This window comes from Catellatospora sp. IY07-71 (assembly GCF_018326265.1).
Taxonomy (GTDB): domain Bacteria; phylum Actinomycetota; class Actinomycetes; order Mycobacteriales; family Micromonosporaceae; genus Catellatospora.
Window position 1 is genome coordinate 7438387 of record NZ_AP023360.1, and the last position, 17682, is coordinate 7456068.

Sequence of the window (17682 nt, forward strand, 5' to 3'; positions counted from 1 at the left end):
GGAGCTGCTACAGCAGTGCCTTGACGTCCTTCAGCGACTGCTGCCAAGCCTCGTCCGGCTTCTGCTTGCCCTGCTCCACACGGGTCAGACCGTTCTGGATCGCCGTGTTGATGTCACCCGACTTCGCACCCATGAACTGCGGCACCATCGTCTTCACCGAAGCCGAGAAGATCTGCCCCACCGGCGCGTTGTTGAAGAACGGGTTCTTGAAGTCCTTGATCACCGCATCCTCGTACAGCGACACGGTCGACGGGAAGTTACCCAGAGCCCGGAACACCTTCGCCTGCTGCTCCGGAGCCACCAGCCACTTGGCCAGCTTCGCAGCCTCCTCGACGTTCTTACCCTGCTTCGGCAGCGTCAGGAACGAACCACCCCAGTTACCGCCGCCACCGGGAACAGCGGCGATGTCCCACTTACCCGAGGAGTCCTTGGCCTGCGACTGGATGTACGCCATCATCCACGACGGGCACGCCAGGGTCACGAACGAGCCCTTGGCCATACCCGCGTTCCAGTCCGCCGACCACGCCGCGATCTTCGCCGACAGACCCTTGTTGATCGCGTCGATCGTCAGATCCCACGCCTTCTTCACACCCGGGTTCGTGTCCGCGACGACCTTGTCACCGTCGTAGATACCGATCGGCTGCTGACCCAGGATCGACCGGTACATCACCGTCGGCCCGTCCATCCACGCCGAACCCTTGATGTTGGCGGCCTTGAAACGCTCGCCCGCCTTGATGTAGTCCTCCCACGTCGGCCACAGCTTGGAGACCTCATCACGCTCGGTCGGCAGACCCGCCTTCTCGAAGAAGTCCCGCCGGTAGCACATCGCCATACCGCCCACGTCGGTACCCAGACCGATCACCTCACCCGAAGCCGCCGAGCCCTGCTGCCACTTCCACGCCGGCCACTGCGCCTTGATGTCGTTCGCGCCGTAATCGGTCCAGTTGTAGAACTTGCCCGGGTTGGCCGTGAACTGACCCGCCCAGCCCTCCTCGATCGCCTCGATGTCCGCCGCACCCGTGTTCGTCGCCAGGTGCGCGGCCAGGTTCTTGTGGTGATCCTCAGCCTTGGTGATCCGCTCGGTGATCTCCACATTCGGGTTCAGCTGCTGGTACTCCTTGTACAGCTCCTTGTACCCGAACTCACCGAACGTCGCGATCGTGAGCTTCACCTTGCCGCCCGGCTTGCCGGGCTCCTCGCTGCCGCCGCAGGCGGCGGTGCCGAGGACGAGACCGACCGCGAGCAGCGGCGTCGCGACCGTGAGCAGGCGGCGACGGGCGCCGGATGTTGCAGAACCCATGGACTTCCTCCAGAGCGGGGATATGTAGGTGGTGCCGAGTTGCCTGTCAGACAGGGACCGCACTGGATGCGCGGCCCCGCCGGCCGTCCGGGCGTGACTCGCGCCGGACGGCCGGGGTGGTTCCGTGGGCTCGCCGCCGCCTTACGGGCCGACGACGAGGTTGACGACGGTGTTGGACGAGTTCGCCGTGCCGCCGGTGTTGTTGATCACCCGGGCGATGGTCCCGTTGCCGCCGAGCGAGACGGTGACCATGTTCCGGAAGGTGGTGCCGCTGGTCGGGACCTCGAAGGCCCGGTCGGCGACGACCGAGGGGTTGACGTTGAAGTAGCAGTAGCTGCCGAGGCCCCACGCCTGGTGCGAGGTCACGGAGTTGGCCACCTTGTACGCCGCGTAGCCGCGGGTGGACCCGTTCATCCAGGACGCCTGGTTCGGCGGGTCGTACGGCATCTCGTTCTGGAAGAAGTAGGTCCGGCCGCCGTTGCCGTTCCAGATCACCTGGTACTTCTGGTAGTGCTCGACGAACAGGCCGTAGAACGTGACGTTGTTGCCGTTCACGACCAGGCCGGTGTCGGCGGTGTTGGTGGTCCAGCCGACGCCCGAACCGTGGTCGGCGCGCCAGATCCAGGTGTGGTCGCCGATCACGTCGTGGCTGTTGATGACCAGGCTGGTGGTCGCCTTGCCCACGCCCGCGCCGCCGATGCGGAAGAACACGTCGTGCAGCGAGGTCGGGTTGGCGGCGTGGCTCGCGCCGGAGCCGGCCGGGCCGACCTGCATCAGCACGGACGAGTTCGTGGTGCCCGCGTCGATGAGGATGCCGGCGACCTTGACGCCGTCCACGTCGGCGACCGACATCGCCATCACGCCGTTGTCCGGGATGATGGTGGCCAGGCCCAGGCCCAGCACGACGGTGTCGGGCCGGGTGATCCGGATGGTGTCGCTGACGTGGTAGACGCCGGGAGTGAACAGCAGGTTCTGCCCGGCGGCCAGGGCCGCGTTGATGGAGGCCGCGGTGGCGCCGGCCTTCACGATGTGGAACTGGCTGATCGGCAGCGAGGTGCCCGCCGGGGTGCCCGCCGCCCAGGTGGTGCCGGTGCTGTTGCTGCGCAGCGCGGGCACGAACACCTGGTAGGCGCCCTGCGCGTCGACGTACAGGAACGGCTTCTCGCGCACCACCGGGGTGTTGCCGACGTTGGTGTACGGCGGGCTCGGGAACGTGTTGCCGGGCGCGCCCTGCGTGCCGACGAACACCATGTTCCAGTTCGAGCCGGTCCAGCTGCCGAACTGCGAGTTACGCGTGATCCACTGCTGCTGGCTGCCCGAGTTCACCTGGCCGTCGATCTTGACGTCGGAGAACCAGCCGCCGCTGGCCCAGCCGCCGTCGTCGAGCAGCAGGTTGCCGCGCACGTGCATGCGCCGGTACGGCGCCGCCTGCGACACGGCCCAGCGGTCGGTGCCGCCGGTCGGGGTCACCGACAGGTTCTCCGCCCCGCGCCAGAAGTTCTGGGTGGCGTTGTTCGGCGGGAACCAGTCGGCCTCCACGTGCACCGAGCCGTTGATGTTCACCGCGTCCGGGGAGAAGCCCAGGCCGAGGACCTGCGTGTAGAAGCCGACGTTGACGTTGACGTTGTAGCTGCCCGGCTTGAACATCAGCGCGTACCGCTGCGAACCGAACTGGTTCGTCTCCTGGCCGGAGAAGACGCTGTTCAGCTGGGACTGGATGGTGGAGGCCGACATGGACGGGTCGAAGACGCGCACGTTCGGCCCGAGGTCGGGGTTGTTCGGGTTAGGCGGCACGGTGCTGGGCGAGGGCTGCGGCCCGCCGACCGGGGTGAGGTAGAACGACTGCGCTCCCGTCCCGTTGCAGGTGTACTGGACCAGCTGCACGCTGTCGGCGGTGGAGGCCGCCGGCACGTCGAGGCACTTGCCGCTGTGCCGGCTGACGAAGTGGTACGCCCCGTCGGCCTCCTGCACCGGCAGCCACTGCTGGTTGTTGCCGCCGCCGTAGAGCCACAGGTGGATGGCGGCGTTGTCGGCGGTCGAGACGTTGGAGACGTCCCAGACCTGGTTGACGTTCGGGCCGACGCCGGCCCGGAAGTAGCCGCCGCTGGTGGCGTCGAAGCGCCACTGCTGCGCCGTGGTGCCGTTGCAGGTGTACTGCTGCACCGCGGTGCCGTTGGCGGTGGCCGCCGAGCGCGCGTCCACGCACTTGCCGCTGGCCTTGTTCACCACCGTGTACGTGGTGCCCGACGTGACGGCGGCCTGCGCCGACGGGGCGCCGAGCACGACCACCACGGCCACGCCCACGCTCGCCAGCACCGACGCGGTCAGCGCCGAGACGATCGCCCGCCGCCTCATGAGAAGCTCCACTTCTGGTTCGCGCCCGTGGTGCAGGACCAGATCTGCAGGCGGGTGCCGTCGGCCGAGGTGTTGTCCTTGACGTCCAGGCAGGTGCCCGAGAACTGGTTCACGAACTGCTGGGTGGAGCTGTTGTAGGTCCACTTCTGCGAGCTGCCGGTGTGGCAGTCCCACAGGTGCACCAGGGTGCCGTTGGCGGCGCTGGGCCCGACGATGTCCATGCACTTGCCGAGCGCGCTCAGCCGGCCGGACGAGTCGCGGGTCCAGGACTGCGCGCCGGTGCCGTTGCAGCCGTAGATCTGGATCGCGGTGCCGTTGGCGGTGGCCGCGCCGGCCACGTCGACGCACTTGCCGCCCAGGCCGGTGATCGGGCTGGTGCCCGTGCCGCCGCCCCCGCCGCTGCCGGGCGTGCCCGACCAGGTGAAGGTCGCGGTGGTACGCGCGGGCAGGGTGTACACGAAGGACTGGTTGCCCCAGTTGACGCGCACCGACTGCGACGAGGTGCCGCCGTTGTGTGCGATCAGGGCCTTCGAGCCGTCCGGGTTCTTCCACGCGACGTTCTGCACGGTGCCGTTGGCGGTGGAGTCGATCCGGTACGCCCCCGGCTTGACGAACTTGGTCAGGTGGCCGGTGGTGTAGTACTCGATGGTGTAGTCGACCTGGCCGGCCCGGGTGCCGCCCTCCTGCACGGTGATCAGGCCGGTGCAGACGTCACAGCCGCCGTTGTGCGGGCCCATGTACTGGTTGAGCGCCAGGCTCCACTTGACCAGGCTGCCGCTCCAGTTACGGGCGTAGTTGACGATGTCGGCCATGTCCTCGTTGTGCTGGTTGCCGATCCAGGTGCCGCCCGAGTGCTCGGTGCTGAACTGCTTCACCGACGGGTACTGGTTGTGCACCTGGGTCCCGACCGCCGGGTCGCCGAAGTAGCCGTGCCAGGCGATGCCGCCAAACAGCGGGTCGTTGCGGACGCCCGCGTCGGCCAGGGTGCCCGCGCTCATGCTGGCGTAGTCGCCGTAGTTCCAGTCGTGGATCAGCACCTTGGTGTTGATGCCCGCGGCCCGGAACGCCGGGTAGACGTGGTTCTTCGTCAGCTCGATCAGCCCGGAGGTGTTCCAGCTCATACCCGGGTAGTTCATCGCCGTCGGGTTGCCGGCCTGGCAGCAGTTCGGCTCGTTCTGCACCGAGATGTAGTCGACCGGCACGCCGATCGCCTGGTAGCTCTGGATGTACTTGACCAGGTACTGGGCGTACATGCCGTAGTACTCGGCCTTGAGCCAGCCCATCTGGTCCATCCGGCCGTTGTCCTTCATCCAGCCCGGCGCGCTCCACGGCACGCCCTTGACGCGCAGGGCGGGGTTGAGCTGCTTGGCCTGCTGGGTGAGCAGCCGGACGTCGGTGTCGTAGCCGTTGCTGCCGAAGTCGTTGAGGTTGCAGCAGGTGTCGTCGAGCGAGATCATGCCCGGCCGGGACAGGTCCGAGGCGCCGATCGGGTTGCGCACGAACGACAGGCCGATGCCCTGGCTCGGCGAGAACAGCTTCGCCATCACCTGGTCGCGGGTGGCCGCGCTGATCGGGCCGCCGCGCAGCAGGTACGCCGTGGTGTCCGTGATGGACGCGCCGCCGCCCTCGAACTGCTGGTATGTGGTGCCCTCGTTGACGGTGATCGTGTGGTTGGCGCTGCCTCCGGCCGGACCGAAGTTGATGTTCGCCTGCTGCTGCAGACCCCGGGTGACGGTGCGCCCGCCGGAGTCGGAGGTGGTGGTGAGCCAGATGCTCACCGGTTCGTTGGCGGCCAGCGCGGGCTGGGCGATCATCGAGCCGCCCACCAGCAGCGCGGTGGCCGTGGTGGCGGTGACCGCGATGGTGGTGGTCCAGCCTGATCGAGGACGGAACACGCGGGACCCTCCTTTCGACGCGAGATGGCACGCGATCCCCGCCGGGCGCGCCGCGTGAGAGGCGGCGCGTCGTGACGGTTCGCGTGATGCTGGGGGCGGGCCGGGCGGCGGTGGGGCTCCCGCCGTACCCGGCCCGGATGTTCCTCGGTACCCAGAACCCTCGATGTAACTGATGTAACAAAATGATCAGGGTTCTGTTGACAGCAATGAAACATGTAGCTTTCTTGCCTGTCAAGGGTTGGCAATGTCCGAGAAAGACAGCATCAAACACCAGTGTTTCATTGAAACAAAATGAAACTGCGCCTGCCAGCCACATTATCCATCGATCATGGGCGGTAGCGGTTCCGATGCGGCTGCCAGAAATCTCGCGCCTGGCGAGACAAAGAGATCGTTGGATGTCCAGGCGTTTACCGACCCGACCGCAGATGGCGTCGGAGTGCTACTCGCCGTCGAAGTACTCTTCGAGAATGAGGCGAGCGCGGTCAGGCACTTCCTCGTCGGGAAACACGTCAGCACACAGTGCCAGGACTTCTTCGACGGACGCCAGACCGAGGCGGGAAATCAGGAAGTGGATGTCCTCACCGTCGCGGCGCCTGGCGGCGAAGACCTTCATCGCCAGCAGATGCTCCGGGGAAGCCGCGGCGACCCGGAGCCCTGGGTGATCGAACACCTTCGGCGCCGCCGGATCGCCACCGGGCGCCACATAGACGCTGGCCTGCTCGTTCAACCACCACTGCGGTAGGCCCATCTCGGCGGCAACCGCTCGAGCCTCGTCCAGCACGATCCCGTGCGGCTGGAAGACCGCGGCGATGTCACGCGTCGAGCGCCTTGCGTCGTAGGCGAGAGCCATCGCAGCACCGCCGAACACATAGAGATCGGCGACGACGCCCTTCGCGGCGAGACGATCACCCAGTCGCCGGAACGCCACCTCGATGGCGGCGCGGTCGAGCAGCGGATCCTCGGCGCTCACGCGACCTCCAGCTCCTGGGCCGAAACGTAGACTCCACGCTTGCGGAAGGCCGCAGGTGCGTGCACCAGCGCGTCCGCACGTGCCGCACGTGTGTTGAAGGGGAACCACCACGTTCGCAGGGTCCTCGCTTCACACCACGCGGGCGCGCCTCGGCCGTCGCGGGCGGACAGGTGCTCGGCCAACGCCGCGAGGAACACGTCCCAGTGCTGATCCCCGGTCGACGCGGGCTCTGCGAGCAGCAGCTTATGCCGCGTCGCGGCCGGCGCCCAGCGGTACTCCTCCAGGAACTCCGCGATGTAGCGCCATCGCTGCGAGTCGCCCGAGGCCAGCAGATCGCCGAGCCGAGCCATGGTCATCGGTTCGTACGGTCGGCTGCTGCGGGATTCCTCCACACCGACGACAATAGTGCAGCCGCCTGGTCCCGGATCGAACCCGCGCCACCCCGCTCCGGTCACACCCCGCTCGGGCTATCCACCCGATACCGGCGCGGTCGAGTCGCGGATGACCAGTTCGGTGCCGAGCGATACGTGCACCGCCTCCAGGGTGTGCCGGTCGAGCAGCCGCATGAGCATGGTCACCGCCATCCGGCCCATCTCCTGCAACGGCTGGCGCACCGTGGTCAGCATCGGCGTGGTCGCCCGGCTCACGTCGATGTCGTCGAACCCGGCCACGGACAGGTCCTGCGGCACCCGCAGCCCGCGCTCGGCCGCCGCGGCCAGCGCCCCCACCGCCATCTTGTCGTTGAACGCGACCAGCGCCGTCGGCCGCTGCGGCAGGTCCAGCAGCTCCCCCGCCGCCCGGTAGCCGTTCTCGGTGTTCGGCTCGTTCACGTGCCGTACCAGCTCCGGCGTGGGCAGCACCCCCGCGTCGGCCAGCGGCGCGACGTAGCCGGCCATACGCGCGTCGTTGGCCAGCCACTCCGGCGGGCCGCCGATGATGCCCACCCGCCGGTGCCCCAGCTCGACCAGGTGCGACATCAGCCGCCGCGCCCCGGCGAAGTGCGCCGCCGACACGGTCACGATGTCCTTCGGCGGCTGCGTCCGGGGATCGATCACTACGAACGGGAACTGCTGGTCGCGCAGCCGGACCAGGTGCTCCGGCGGGTCCGGGGGCAGGATCATGATGGCGCCCGCGATGCCCGGCCGCTCGGTGAGGCCCGGCAGGACCGACACCGACTGCGCCGCCTCGCCCGCGTTCAGCACCATCTGCCGCCCGTGCAGCTCGATGGTCTCGGCGATCGAGCTGACGATCAGGCCGAAGTAGTCGGTGAGCACGTACGGGCAGCGCACGAAGATCGCGCCGGAGGCGGGCGGCTGGTCGCCCCGGCGCAGCGGGGCCTTGTCGCCGCGCCGCTGCACGGCCTGCAACACCAGCTCTCGCGTGTGCGGCGCGACGTTGGCCGCCCCGTTGAGCACGCGGGAGACCGTCGCGATCGACAGACCCGTCTCCGCCGCGATGTCGCGAACCGTGGCCCGCACCCCGACCGTCCTAGGCATGGCCGCACACGATACCCGCCGCCGCCACGGAGCGTAAGCACCCGTCACCGAACACGGGGTGAGCGCGGTGTGCCCTGCCACGGCCCGGTTCGCGGCCGGGCGAGTGACATCGATCGGCTGCTATGCGCTCTCCCGATACCACTCCTACGTCCCAGGAGGCCGCCATGACCAGAACGTTCCGCGGCCGGGTGTCGCGGCTGACCGCCGCCGCCCTGCTCGGCACGACCCTGCTCCTTCCCTCGTCCGCCGGAGCCGCCGCCCCGTTCCCGTACCAGGATCCGGCGCTGCCCGTGGCCACCCGCGTCGCCGACCTGATGTCCCGCATGACCCTGGACGAGAAACTCGGCCAGATGACCCAGGCCGAGCGCGGTTCGGTCACCGCCGCCGACCTCACCGCCTACCGGCTCGGCTCGGTGCTGTCCGGCGGCGGCTCGGCGCCGAACCCGAACACCGCCACCGGCTGGGCCGACATGTACGACGGCTTCCAGCGGGCGGCGCTGGCCACCCCGCTCGGCATCCCGATGATCTACGGCGTGGACGCCGTGCACGGGCACAACAACGTGGTCGGCGCGACGATCTTCCCGCACAACATCGGCCTCGGCGCCACCCGCGATCCCGTCCTGGTCGAGCAGATCGGCCGGGCCGTCGCCGAGGAGGTCTCCGGCACCGGCGTGGACTGGGACTTCGCGCCCTGCCTGTGCGTGGCCCGCAACGACCGCTGGGGGCGCACCTACGAGTCGTTCGGCGAGACGCCGGACATCGCGAGCTCGCTCACCACCATCGTGACCGGCCTGCAGGGCCCGGCGCTGGGCGGCCCGGCCTCGGTGCTGGCCACCGCCAAGCACTACCTGGGCGACGGCGGCACGACCGGTGGCGACGACCAGGGCGACACTCAGCTGTCCGAGGCCGAGCTGCGCGCCATCCACCTGCCGCCGTTCCAGGCCGCGATCCAGCGCGGCGTCGGCTCCGTGATGGTCTCCTACAGCAGCTGGAACGGCGTCAAGCTGCACGGCCACCAGTACCTGGTGACCGGACTGCTCAAGGGAGAGCTGGGCTTCTCCGGCTTCGTCGTCTCGGACTGGAACGGCATCGACCAGATCGACGGCCAGTCCGGCTTCACCGCCGCCGAGGTCAGCGCGGCGGTCAACGCGGGCGTCGACATGGTCATGGTGCCCACCGCCTGGAAGAACTTCCTCACCCTGCTGCGCGCCGAGGTCGGCAACGGGCACATCCCGCTGTCGCGCATCGACGACGCCAACCGGCGCATCCTCACCAAGAAGTTCGAACTCGGCCTGTTCGAGCGGCCGCTGACGGACCGGGCCTGGACGCCGACCGTCGGCGGCGCCGCGCACCGGGCCCTGGCCCGGCAGGCCGTCGCGAAGTCACAGGTGCTGCTCAAGAACGCCGGCGGCGTGCTGCCGCTGGCCCGCGACAACAACAAGATCTTCGTGGCCGGCAAGAACGCCGACGACATCGGCCACCAGTCCGGCGGCTGGACCGTCTCCTGGCAGGGCGGCTCCGGGAACCTCACCCCCGGCACCACCATCCTGCAGGGCATCCGCGCGGCGGCCGGCCCGACGACCACGGTCACCTACAACCAGCGCGGCACCGGCATCGACGGCACCTACCGGGCCGCGATCGCGGTGGTCGGCGAGACGCCGTACGCCGAAGGCCAGGGCGACCGCACCGGCAGCATGAGCCTGGACCGCGACGACCTGCGCACCATCGCCACCCTGCGCAAGGCGGGCGTGCCCGTGATCGTGGTGCTGGTGTCCGGGCGGCCCCTGGACATCGCCGCCGAGCTGCCCGGCTGGAACGCGCTGCTGGCCGCCTGGCTGCCCGGGACCGAGGGCGGCGGCGTGGCCGACGTGCTGTTCGGCGTCGTCCCGCCGACCGGGAAGACGCCGATGACCTGGGGAACCTCGGTCACCCAGCAGCCGATCAACACCGGCGACGGCAAGACCCCGCTGTTCCCGCAGGGCTTCGGCCTGACGTACTGACCCGGCCGGTGCCGTTCCGCCAGGCCGAACCGGGCGGAACGGCACCGGTCAGCGTGCGATGCCGAGCGAGGCGATGAGGTCCTCGTGCAGCTCGAACCACACCCGGTGGCACGAGTCCACCTCCATGCCGGTGATCCAGGCCGGGTTCGACTCCGCCTGGGCCAGCGCCGTGGCGAACCGCTGGTGGTATCCGCCGAAGCGGGCCAGTTGCGCGGTCAGCCGCTGCTCCAGCGGGCGCAGGGCATCGGCGAGCGCGGCGAAGCGGCCCGGCACCGCACCGGCCGTGCCGAGCTGCCACGCGGTGAAGGCGCTGGTCGCCTGCTCGTTGAGCGGCACGAACGCGTCGTGCACCGCGACGACGGCGGTGCGGGAAGCCCGCTGCTCGAGTTCCTCACTCAGTTGCGCCTCGTTGCGGCGGCGGCCCGCCTCGGTCAGCGACCAGCCGGCCAGGCCCGCGAACGCGGAGCGGGTCACCCAGCCGTACGCCTCCGCGTCGAGCAGTTCCTCGCCGGTCTGCGCGGTGTCCAGGCCGAAGCGGGCGGCCACGGCTCCGGTGTCGGCGAAGCCCTTCAGCCGGACCGCGTGGAGCGCCAGCAAGTCGGTGGGCGACGGGTGCATCGGCTGCCTTTCAGCTCGGTGACGTGGTGAGCGTGACGGTGCCGAGGGCGCCGTCCACGACGACGTACGCGCCGTCGATCAGCCGGGACAGGGCGCCCGCGGCGCCCACGACCGCGGGGATCCGGAACTCCCGGGCCACGATCGCCGCGTGGCTGAGCAGCCCGCCGGTCTCCGTGACGACGGCCGCGGCCAGGCGGAACAGCGGTGTCCACGCCGGATCGGTGGTGCGGCAGACGAGCACGTCACCGGGGCGTACGCGCGAGAACTCGTCGACGGACCGCACCAGCCGCGCCGGTCCGCGAGCCTGCCCGGGACTGCTCGCCACGCCGACGACCAGCAGCGACTCCAGGTCCGGCCGTTCCGGCGCGGCGGGCAGACCGGCATCCGGCGCGGATCCGGTCGCCGACACCGGCGGCGTGGTGATCGGGCGTGATTGGAGCAGCCAGAAGCGGCCGTCGCGCACGGCCCACTCGACGTCCTGGGGGCGGCCGAACAGCTCCTCGCAGCGCCAGCCGAGCGCAGCCAGCGGAAGGATCTCGCCCAGGTCGAGGCAGGCATGGAAGCGATCGGGTTCGGGCACGTCCGACCGGATCGGGCCGTCCGGACCCGGATCGAGGCGGGTCCGCTTGTCACCGAAGGCGACGCGTGCGCCGCCCTCGCGCCACACCGTGATCTCGTCCGGCACGACGGCACCGGAGACGACGGACTCGCCCAGCCCCCACGCCGCGTTGATGACGATCCTGTCCCCACCGTCCCGCGGGTCCCGGGTGAAGAGCACGCCGGCCCGGTCCGCCGCCACCAGCTCCTGCACCAGCACCGGCACGGTCATCCGATCCCCCAGACCGAGGCGCGCCCGGTAGGCACGCGCCCGCGGGGCGTCGCCGGATGCCGCGCAGCGCCGGATCGCCGCCAGGACCTCGTCCGAGCCTCGCACGCCGAGCACCGTCTCCAGCTGGCCCGCGAACGACGCGGCGGCGCCGTCCTCGCCGAGACCCGACGACCTGACCGCGTACGGGCCCGGGCCCAGCCGCGCCAGCGCTGCCGTGACGGCCGCCTCGTCAGCGGACGGGCCGGTCACCACGAAGCCGTCCGGCACCGGCAGGCCCGCGCGGAGCAGGACGGCGAGCGCCGCCGCCTTCCCGCCGCAGTCCGGACCGGCTTCGGCCAGCGGCACCACCCGACCGGTCGTGGTCACGCGCCGCCGTCCCCGTCACCGGCGAGCCGGGCGGTGACCCGCTCGTGCCGCTGCTGCGCCGCCTGTGCGGTGCGCAGGCCGAGCGCTTCGGCGATCTGCGCCCAGGTCAGCCCCTCGGCACGGCCCACGAACAGCAGGCCCGCCTCCAGCTGGTCCAGCTCGGCTCGGGCCGTGGCCAGCAGGGTGAGCGCGGCGAGCAGATCCTCGGGCAGCTCCAGGGCGGACCGGTCGGTGCCGGCGCGCCACAGCACCTGGCGGATCAGGGTCACGGCGTCGTGCGGCTGCCGGGCGGCGAGCCAAGGCAGCCGGGGCAGCTCGTCCCCGCCGCGGGCGCTCAGCCGCGCGCGGGCCCGGTCTTCCGTCTCGGCCGCGGACCGCTCCTCCGATGATCCACTCATGCGGCCAGGATGCCTGTTCAACAAACTGTTTGTCAACAAGTTGTTGAACAGTGCGCATGAAGGGGTTACGTTACGGCCGTGACCTGCTGCCGGGACTGGAGGCGAACATGACGACCGCGCTCGTCCTGGACATCGACGGCGTCATCCGGCCGACGTCCGGCGCGAGCCCCTTCGGCGGGCTCGTCGAGGTCGGCTTCGAGCCGCGCCCCGTCCTGGTGCCGGCGGCGCTGTGCACTGCCCTCGCCGCGCTCGCCACCACGCATGGCGTCGTCCCGGTGTGGCTGACGAGCTGGCTGCCGGAGGTGCGCCGTTCGATGCGGGCACCGTTCCCCGGCCGTGACTGGCCCCAGCTCGAACTCCGTCCCACCGCCGTTCCCGGCGACTGGCCCAAGTGGACGGCCCTCAACGCCTGGCTGGACGCCACTCCCGGACTCACCCGGCTCGCCTGGGCGGATGACGACCTCGCCGCCGCCGCTCGCATCCCGTCTTACCGCGACCACCTGTCCGCCCGAGGTCTCAACACCCTCCTACTGGCCCCCAGCCCCACCGACGGCCTCACCCCACACCACCTGGCCCACCTCACGAGCTGGCTCCGACCATCCCTCACGCCCTGACCCGGTGGGCTCGCCCCACGAAGATCGGCGTTTCGTGTCGAAACCTGTGGTCCTACCGCACCTTTCGACACGAAACGCCGATCTTCGCCAGGTGGCCTCATCCCTGCCCACCAGTGCCGACCGCGATGATCGCCGTCTCGTGTCAAGATCAACGCCGTTGACTTAAGGATTTGAGCGGGCTGTCAAGCCTTCTTCGAAGATGGTGACGGTGGCGTGGAAGGTGTAGGTCTGGGTCTGCTGCGGGTGTTTGCCGGCGTTGGGGCCGTATTTGCTGGTCGGGTTCTTGCGGCTGCGGGCTTTGGCGCGTTGGCGTCGTCGGGCGGGTAGCAGGTTGTCCTGCACGGCCTGTCCGATGGCGCCGACCAGTACGGCGTGGCCGGGTGGTGGTATGACGGCTTCGGCGGTGACGACCTGGTCGCGTGCGGTTTCGAGGGCGACGGTGAAGCTGGCCCGGTGGTAGTCGACGTCTGGCAGGGCGTCGACCGCGTCGACGGTGATCCGGATGATCGTCTGGTAGACGGTCAGCAGGGCCCAGAGTTCCTGGTCGATGTCGGCGGGGTGGTGGGAGCGCAGGACCCGCTCGTCCAGGATCGTGGACTTGATCGACAGGTAGGTCGTCTCGACCTGCCAGCGCTGGTGGTAGAGCTGCACGAGGTCGGCCGCGGGGTAGCGGGTGTGGTCGAGCAGGCTGGTGATCAGCCGCCACTGCTCCGTGCGCACGACGCCGTCGGCGTGGGTGATCTCGACCCAGGTCTCGATGACGCGGACCTTCAGCCGGCCGTGGCCGAGAACGGACAGGTAGGAGCCGTCGGATAGCCGGGTCAGGATCAGCGGGACGCGGCCGGCACCGGAGCGGCACAGATACTGCACGCGGGTGGCCGCGATGTCGGCCAGTAGCTTCCAGCTGTCGTAGTAGGCGTCGGCCAGCAGCAGCATCCCGGCGTCGAGTTTGTCCAGCAGCCGGCGGGCGTAGACATGCTCACCGGCGCTTTCGGGCCCGAACGCCGCCCCGAGCAGGGCGCGGGTGCCGCACTCGACCAGCACGACCAGCCGCAGGTACGGGTAGCTGAACGTCATCGCCGGACCCTGGCGTTTGGGGTAGCGCGTCCTGGTGCCGGGCCGGTCGGGCACGTGCAGGGTGGTGGCGTCCACGGCGACGGTGCGAAACCCGCGCCAGAACGCCGGCCCCGTCGTGGGCCAGGCCACCGGGCCGCAGACCGCCTCGAACAGCGCGCGCAGCGGTTTGGGGCCGACGCGGCGGCGGGCGCGGGTCAGCGCCGACGCGCTCGGGCAGGCCACCGCGAGCCCGCGCAGACCGGCGACCAGTTTCGCCCACACCTGCCGGTAGGCGCACGGCTCGAACAGCGCCAGCGCCAGCACGAAGAAGATCAGCACCCGGGTCGGCAACAGCCTGACCCGCCGCTGCGTGGTGCCGGTCTCGGCTGCCACGGCATCGACCAGGTCGAAGTCGAGAACCTGGGTCAGCTCGCCCAGATGGCCCGGCGCGAACGCCCCGGCCGCTACCGTGATCGTGCGCGTGATGGCAGACTGCTGCTGCAACGGGACTCCTCGGGTCAATTCTTGGTCGAACTGATATTGAGGAGTCCCGATCCATATCGCCAGCCGAGACGGCCTTGACGCGGCGATCAAATCCTTAAGTCAACGGCGTTGGTGTCAAGATCTGCGGTCCAGCCGCACTTTTCGACACGAACCCGCGATCATCGCCACGACCCGCGACCCGGGTCGGGACCGGGTGGCCGGGGATCGGGGCCGGGGCCTGGACCAGGTGGTCAGCAGATGCGGGGTAGGGGGTCTCCTACCAGGAGGTCCATGATGCGGGTGCCGCCGAAGCGGGTGCGCAGGAGGACCAGCTCTGCGGGGTCGGTGTCCACCCGGCCGATGATCGCGGCCTGCTCGCCGAGCGGATGCGCGCGCAGGGCGGCCAGGGCCGCGTCGGCGGCCTCCGGCGCGACCACGGCGACGAACCGCCCCTCGCAGGCCACGTACAGCGGGTCGATGCCGAGCAGCTCGGCCGCGCCGCGCACGGTGGGACGGACCGGCACGGACTCCTCGTCCACGACGACGGTCACCCCGGCCGCCCGCGCGATCTCGTTGAGCACCGTGGCGACTCCGCCGCGGGTCGCGTCCCGCATGCCGCGCACCCCCGCCCCGGCCGTGTCCAGCAGCGCCGCGGTCAGCTCGTGCAGCGGCGCGGTGTCGCTGCGCAGGTCCACCTCCAGGTCTAGGTCGCCCCGGGCGATCAGGACGGTCATGCCGTGATCGCCGACCGGACCGGACACGAGCACCGCGTCGCCCGGACGGGCGCAACCGACGCTGGGCGAGTGCTCGCGTTCGCGTACCCCCACGCCCGCGGTCGTGATGAAGCAGCCGTCGGCCTGGCCGCGCCGGACCACCTTGGTGTCACCGGCGACGATCCGCACCCCGGCCGCCTGGGCCGCGGCCGCCATCGAGGCGACGATGCGGACGAGGTCGGCGACGGGGAAACCCTCCTCCAGGATGAACCCGGCGGACAGGTACAGCGGCCGCGCCCCGGCCACGGCGAGATCGTTGACGGTACCGTTGACGGCCAGCTCGCCGATGTCGCCGCCGGGGAAGAACAGCGGCGACACCACGTACGAGTCGGTGGTGAACGCCAGCCGCGTCCCGGCCACGGTCAGCGCCGCGGCGTCGTCGAGCGCGGCCAGCTGCGGGTTGTCGAACGCCTCCAGGAACACAGCCTCGACCAGGCTCTGCGTGGCCTTGCCGCCGGCGCCGTGGGCCATGGTGAGCCGCTCCTCGCGCACCCGGGCGCGGGCCCGGCGGGCACGGGCGACCCGGTCCATGACGAGTTCCTCGGTGAGGTCCGCGCTCACCGGGCGGTCACCTGCAGCAGCCGCTGCCGGCGGAACCGGCCGAAGTTGTAGTACGCCGCGCAGGCGCCCTCGGGCGACACCATGCAGGTGCCGATGGGCGTCTCCGGCGTGCACGCGGTGCCGAACACCTTGCACTCCCACGGTTTGAGCACGCCTTTGAGCACCTCGCCGCACTGGCAGGACTGCGGGTCGGCGACCCGTACGCCGGGCACGTCGAAGCGCCGCTCGGCGTCGAAGTCGGCGTACGCCCCGGTGAGCCTGAGCGCGGAGTGGGAGATGAAGCCCAGGCCCCGCCACTCGAAGAACGGCCGCAGCTCCAGCACCTCGGCGAGCACCTTGAGCGCGGTGACGTTGCCGTCCCAGGGCACCACCCGGCTGTACTGGTTCTCCACCTCGCAGCGGCCCTCGCCGAGCTGCGCGAGCAGCATGTCGATCGTGTGCAGGACGTCCAGCGGCTCGAACCCGGCCACGACCAGCGGCTTGCGGTAGTGCTCGGCGATGAACCGGTACGGCTCGCACCCGATCACGGTGGACACGTGGCCGGGGCCGAGGAAGCCGTCGAGGCGCTGGTCGGGCGAGTCCAGGATGGCCTTGATCGCCGGGATGATGGTGACGTGGTTGCAGAAGACGGAGAAGTTGGCCAGGCCTTCCGCCTTCGCGCGCAGCACGGTGACCGCGGTGGACGGGGCGGTGGTCTCGAACCCGATCGCCATGAACACGACCTGGCGGTCCGGGTGCTGCCGGGCGATCTTCAGGGCGTCCAGCGGCGAGTACACCATGCGGATGTCGGCGCCGGCCGCCTTGGCGTCCAGGAAGGAGCCGTCGCCGCCGGGCACCCGCATCATGTCCCCGAACGAGGTCAGGATGACCTCGGGCCGCCGGGCGATGGCGATGGCGTCGTCGACGCGCCCCATCGGGATGACGCAGACCGGGCAGCCCGGCCCGTGCACGAGCTGCACCTGCTCGGGCAGGTAGTCCTCCAGCCCGTGCTGGTAGATGGTGTGGGTGTGCCCGCCGCACACCTCCATGAACTTGTAGACGCGGCCCGGCTCGCAGCGGGCGGCGATCCGGGCGGCCAGCGCCCGCGCCTGTTCGGCGTCGCGGAACTCGTCCACGAAACGCATCTCGGCCCCTTAGTCGATCTTCGAGTTCTGCAGCGCGGCCAGCTCGTCGGTGTACGCGTCGCCGATGCTCTTGAGGAAGTCCATGGCGGCCCGCGCCTCCGCCTCGTCGATCTTGGACAGCGCGAAGCCGACGTGGATCAGCACCCAGTCGCCCACGCCGATCTCACCGGGTTCGAGCAGCCCGATGTTGATGGCGCGACGTACGCCGCCGACGTCGACCTGCGCCAGGTCCGGCCGGTCGGTCATGATCTCGACGACCTCGCCGGGGATGCCCAGGCACATGCGCTCAGGCCGTCCGGTCGGCGACGTGCAACTCTTCGAGGATGAGGTCGTCGCCGCCGGTGACCACCACGTCCGCGCTGCCGCAGTGCCCGCACACCGGCAGCATGTCCAGGGACTGCTCGTGGCGCCCGCACGCCGCGCAGGCCACGTGGGCCGGCACGGTCACCATGTCGATCTCGGCGCCGTCGGCGGTGGTGCCCGTGGCGACGAGCGCGAAGCCCTGCTTGAGCGCGGGCTCGGCGACCCCGTGCCGCACGCCGATGCGCACCTTCACCCGGTTGACCCGCCGCCCGTCGGCGCGCTGGGTGACCGCGCCGAGGATGCTCTCACAGAGCCCGATTTCATGCATTTCTGCCTCCTTTGTTCCGATTACCCAACGCGGTTTCGGCCGCTACGGAAACGAAGCGGGAGCCACTTTCCGCATCGCGCCACGGCATGGGCGCCAGGGCCGGACAGGCGGGTCACGAGGCTGGATGTCCGGTCGCGGAGCCACGGGCGTGCCGCGCGGCACACCGCCGGCGAGCGCCATCCACCCGCGGAGAGAGTAGACTGATGACTAGAT

At 70.3% G+C, this 17682-nt stretch carries 16 protein-coding genes; 2 read left to right on the plus strand and 14 right to left on the minus strand.

Annotation, left to right across the window (positions count from 1 at the left end):
- Window positions 1-7: 7 nt before the first annotated feature.
- From CS0771_RS33195 to CS0771_RS33220, 6 genes are all read right to left on the minus strand, one after another.
- Window positions 8-1300: an extracellular solute-binding protein gene (locus tag CS0771_RS33195; RefSeq protein WP_212844681.1), complete on the minus strand. Its 1293-nt coding sequence runs from the start codon at window positions 1298-1300 to the stop codon at window positions 8-10.
- A gap of 141 nt (window positions 1301-1441) precedes the next feature.
- Complete coding sequence (locus CS0771_RS33200; protein WP_212844682.1) at window positions 1442-3655, minus strand: RICIN domain-containing protein; 2214 nt, start codon at window positions 3653-3655, stop codon at window positions 1442-1444.
- Window positions 3652-5550: a ricin-type beta-trefoil lectin domain protein gene (locus tag CS0771_RS33205; RefSeq protein WP_244871182.1), complete on the minus strand. Its 1899-nt coding sequence runs from the start codon at window positions 5548-5550 to the stop codon at window positions 3652-3654. Before CS0771_RS33205 ends, CS0771_RS33200 begins: the two co-directional genes overlap by 4 nt.
- Window positions 5551-5989: 439 nt before the next feature.
- On the minus strand, window positions 5990-6520 hold the full coding sequence (locus tag CS0771_RS33210; protein ID WP_212844683.1) for a DUF6036 family nucleotidyltransferase: 531 nt from the start codon (window positions 6518-6520) through the stop codon (window positions 5990-5992).
- Entirely contained in the window at window positions 6517-6912 is a 396-nt protein-coding gene (locus CS0771_RS33215; protein WP_212844684.1) for a hypothetical protein, read from the minus strand. The genes CS0771_RS33210 and CS0771_RS33215 overlap by 4 nt, the downstream gene beginning before the upstream one ends.
- A 75-nt stretch (window positions 6913-6987) precedes the next feature.
- On the minus strand, window positions 6988-8016 hold the full coding sequence (locus tag CS0771_RS33220; RefSeq protein WP_212844685.1) for a LacI family DNA-binding transcriptional regulator: 1029 nt from the start codon (window positions 8014-8016) through the stop codon (window positions 6988-6990).
- Between the two features lie 164 nt (window positions 8017-8180).
- Here CS0771_RS33220 and CS0771_RS33225 point away from each other — a divergent pair, with 164 nt between their 5' ends.
- Window positions 8181-10016: a glycoside hydrolase family 3 protein gene (locus CS0771_RS33225; protein WP_212844686.1), complete on the plus strand. Its 1836-nt coding sequence runs from the start codon at window positions 8181-8183 to the stop codon at window positions 10014-10016.
- Window positions 10017-10064: 48 nt separating this feature from the next.
- Here the strand turns inward: CS0771_RS33225 and CS0771_RS33230 are convergent, their stop codons facing one another.
- From CS0771_RS33230 to CS0771_RS33240, 3 genes are read right to left on the minus strand one after another with little or no spacing between them, the layout of a single operon-like run.
- Window positions 10065-10634 carry a transcriptional regulator gene (locus CS0771_RS33230; protein WP_212844687.1) on the minus strand — a complete coding sequence of 190 codons (570 nt, stop codon included), beginning with the start codon at window positions 10632-10634 and terminating at the stop codon, window positions 10065-10067.
- A gap of 10 nt (window positions 10635-10644) precedes the next feature.
- A complete protein-coding gene (locus tag CS0771_RS33235) occupies window positions 10645-11829 on the minus strand; it encodes a PEP/pyruvate-binding domain-containing protein (protein ID WP_212844688.1) in 1185 nt (394 codons plus the stop codon).
- Window positions 11826-12227, minus strand: coding sequence for a DNA-binding protein (locus tag CS0771_RS33240; RefSeq protein WP_212844689.1), 402 nt, complete (start codon window positions 12225-12227; stop codon window positions 11826-11828). The genes CS0771_RS33235 and CS0771_RS33240 overlap by 4 nt, the downstream gene beginning before the upstream one ends.
- A gap of 56 nt (window positions 12228-12283) precedes the next feature.
- Between CS0771_RS33240 and CS0771_RS33245 the strand changes: the two genes are divergently transcribed.
- A complete protein-coding gene (locus CS0771_RS33245) occupies window positions 12284-12841 on the plus strand; it encodes a hypothetical protein (protein ID WP_212844690.1) in 558 nt (185 codons plus the stop codon).
- A gap of 162 nt (window positions 12842-13003) precedes the next feature.
- Here the strand turns inward: CS0771_RS33245 and CS0771_RS33250 are convergent, their stop codons facing one another.
- The 5 genes from CS0771_RS33250 to CS0771_RS33270 form a co-directional block, all read right to left on the minus strand.
- Window positions 13004-14401 (minus strand): IS4 family transposase, encoded by a 1398-nt coding sequence (locus CS0771_RS33250; protein WP_212839295.1) that lies wholly within the window; start codon window positions 14399-14401, stop codon window positions 13004-13006.
- A 230-nt stretch (window positions 14402-14631) separates the two neighbouring features.
- On the minus strand, window positions 14632-15714 hold the full coding sequence (gene hypE / locus CS0771_RS33255) for a hydrogenase expression/formation protein HypE (protein WP_305835505.1): 1083 nt from the start codon (window positions 15712-15714) through the stop codon (window positions 14632-14634).
- Entirely contained in the window at window positions 15711-16838 is a 1128-nt protein-coding gene (hypD, locus tag CS0771_RS33260; protein ID WP_212844691.1) for a hydrogenase formation protein HypD, read from the minus strand. The genes hypE and hypD overlap by 4 nt, the downstream gene beginning before the upstream one ends.
- A 9-nt stretch (window positions 16839-16847) precedes the next feature.
- Window positions 16848-17120, minus strand: a complete 273-nt coding sequence (locus tag CS0771_RS33265; protein WP_212844692.1) for a HypC/HybG/HupF family hydrogenase formation chaperone — start codon at window positions 17118-17120, stop codon at window positions 16848-16850.
- 4 nt (window positions 17121-17124) lie between these two features.
- On the minus strand, window positions 17125-17469 hold the full coding sequence (locus CS0771_RS33270) for a hydrogenase maturation nickel metallochaperone HypA (RefSeq protein ID WP_203756893.1): 345 nt from the start codon (window positions 17467-17469) through the stop codon (window positions 17125-17127).
- Between the last annotated feature and the right edge of the window lie 213 nt (window positions 17470-17682).

Coding starts and splice junctions, on each gene's coding strand:
- CS0771_RS33195 (WP_212844681.1), bottom strand. CDS start 1,300: ATGGGTTCTGCAACATCCGGCGCCCGTCGCCGCCTGCTCACGGTCGCG.
- CS0771_RS33200 (WP_212844682.1), bottom strand. CDS start 3,655: ATGAGGCGGCGGGCGATCGTCTCGGCGCTGACCGCGTCGGTGCTGGCG.
- CS0771_RS33220 (WP_212844685.1), bottom strand. CDS start 8,016: ATGCCTAGGACGGTCGGGGTGCGGGCCACGGTTCGCGACATCGCGGCG.
- CS0771_RS33225 (WP_212844686.1), top strand. CDS start 8,181: ATGACCAGAACGTTCCGCGGCCGGGTGTCGCGGCTGACCGCCGCCGCC.
- CS0771_RS33230 (WP_212844687.1), bottom strand. CDS start 10,634: ATGCACCCGTCGCCCACCGACTTGCTGGCGCTCCACGCGGTCCGGCTG.
- CS0771_RS33240 (WP_212844689.1), bottom strand. CDS start 12,227: ATGAGTGGATCATCGGAGGAGCGGTCCGCGGCCGAGACGGAAGACCGG.
- CS0771_RS33245 (WP_212844690.1), top strand. CDS start 12,284: ATGAAGGGGTTACGTTACGGCCGTGACCTGCTGCCGGGACTGGAGGCG.
- hypD (WP_212844691.1), bottom strand. CDS start 16,838: ATGCGTTTCGTGGACGAGTTCCGCGACGCCGAACAGGCGCGGGCGCTG.
- CS0771_RS33265 (WP_212844692.1), bottom strand. CDS start 17,120: ATGTGCCTGGGCATCCCCGGCGAGGTCGTCGAGATCATGACCGACCGG.
- CS0771_RS33270 (WP_203756893.1), bottom strand. CDS start 17,469: ATGCATGAAATCGGGCTCTGTGAGAGCATCCTCGGCGCGGTCACCCAG.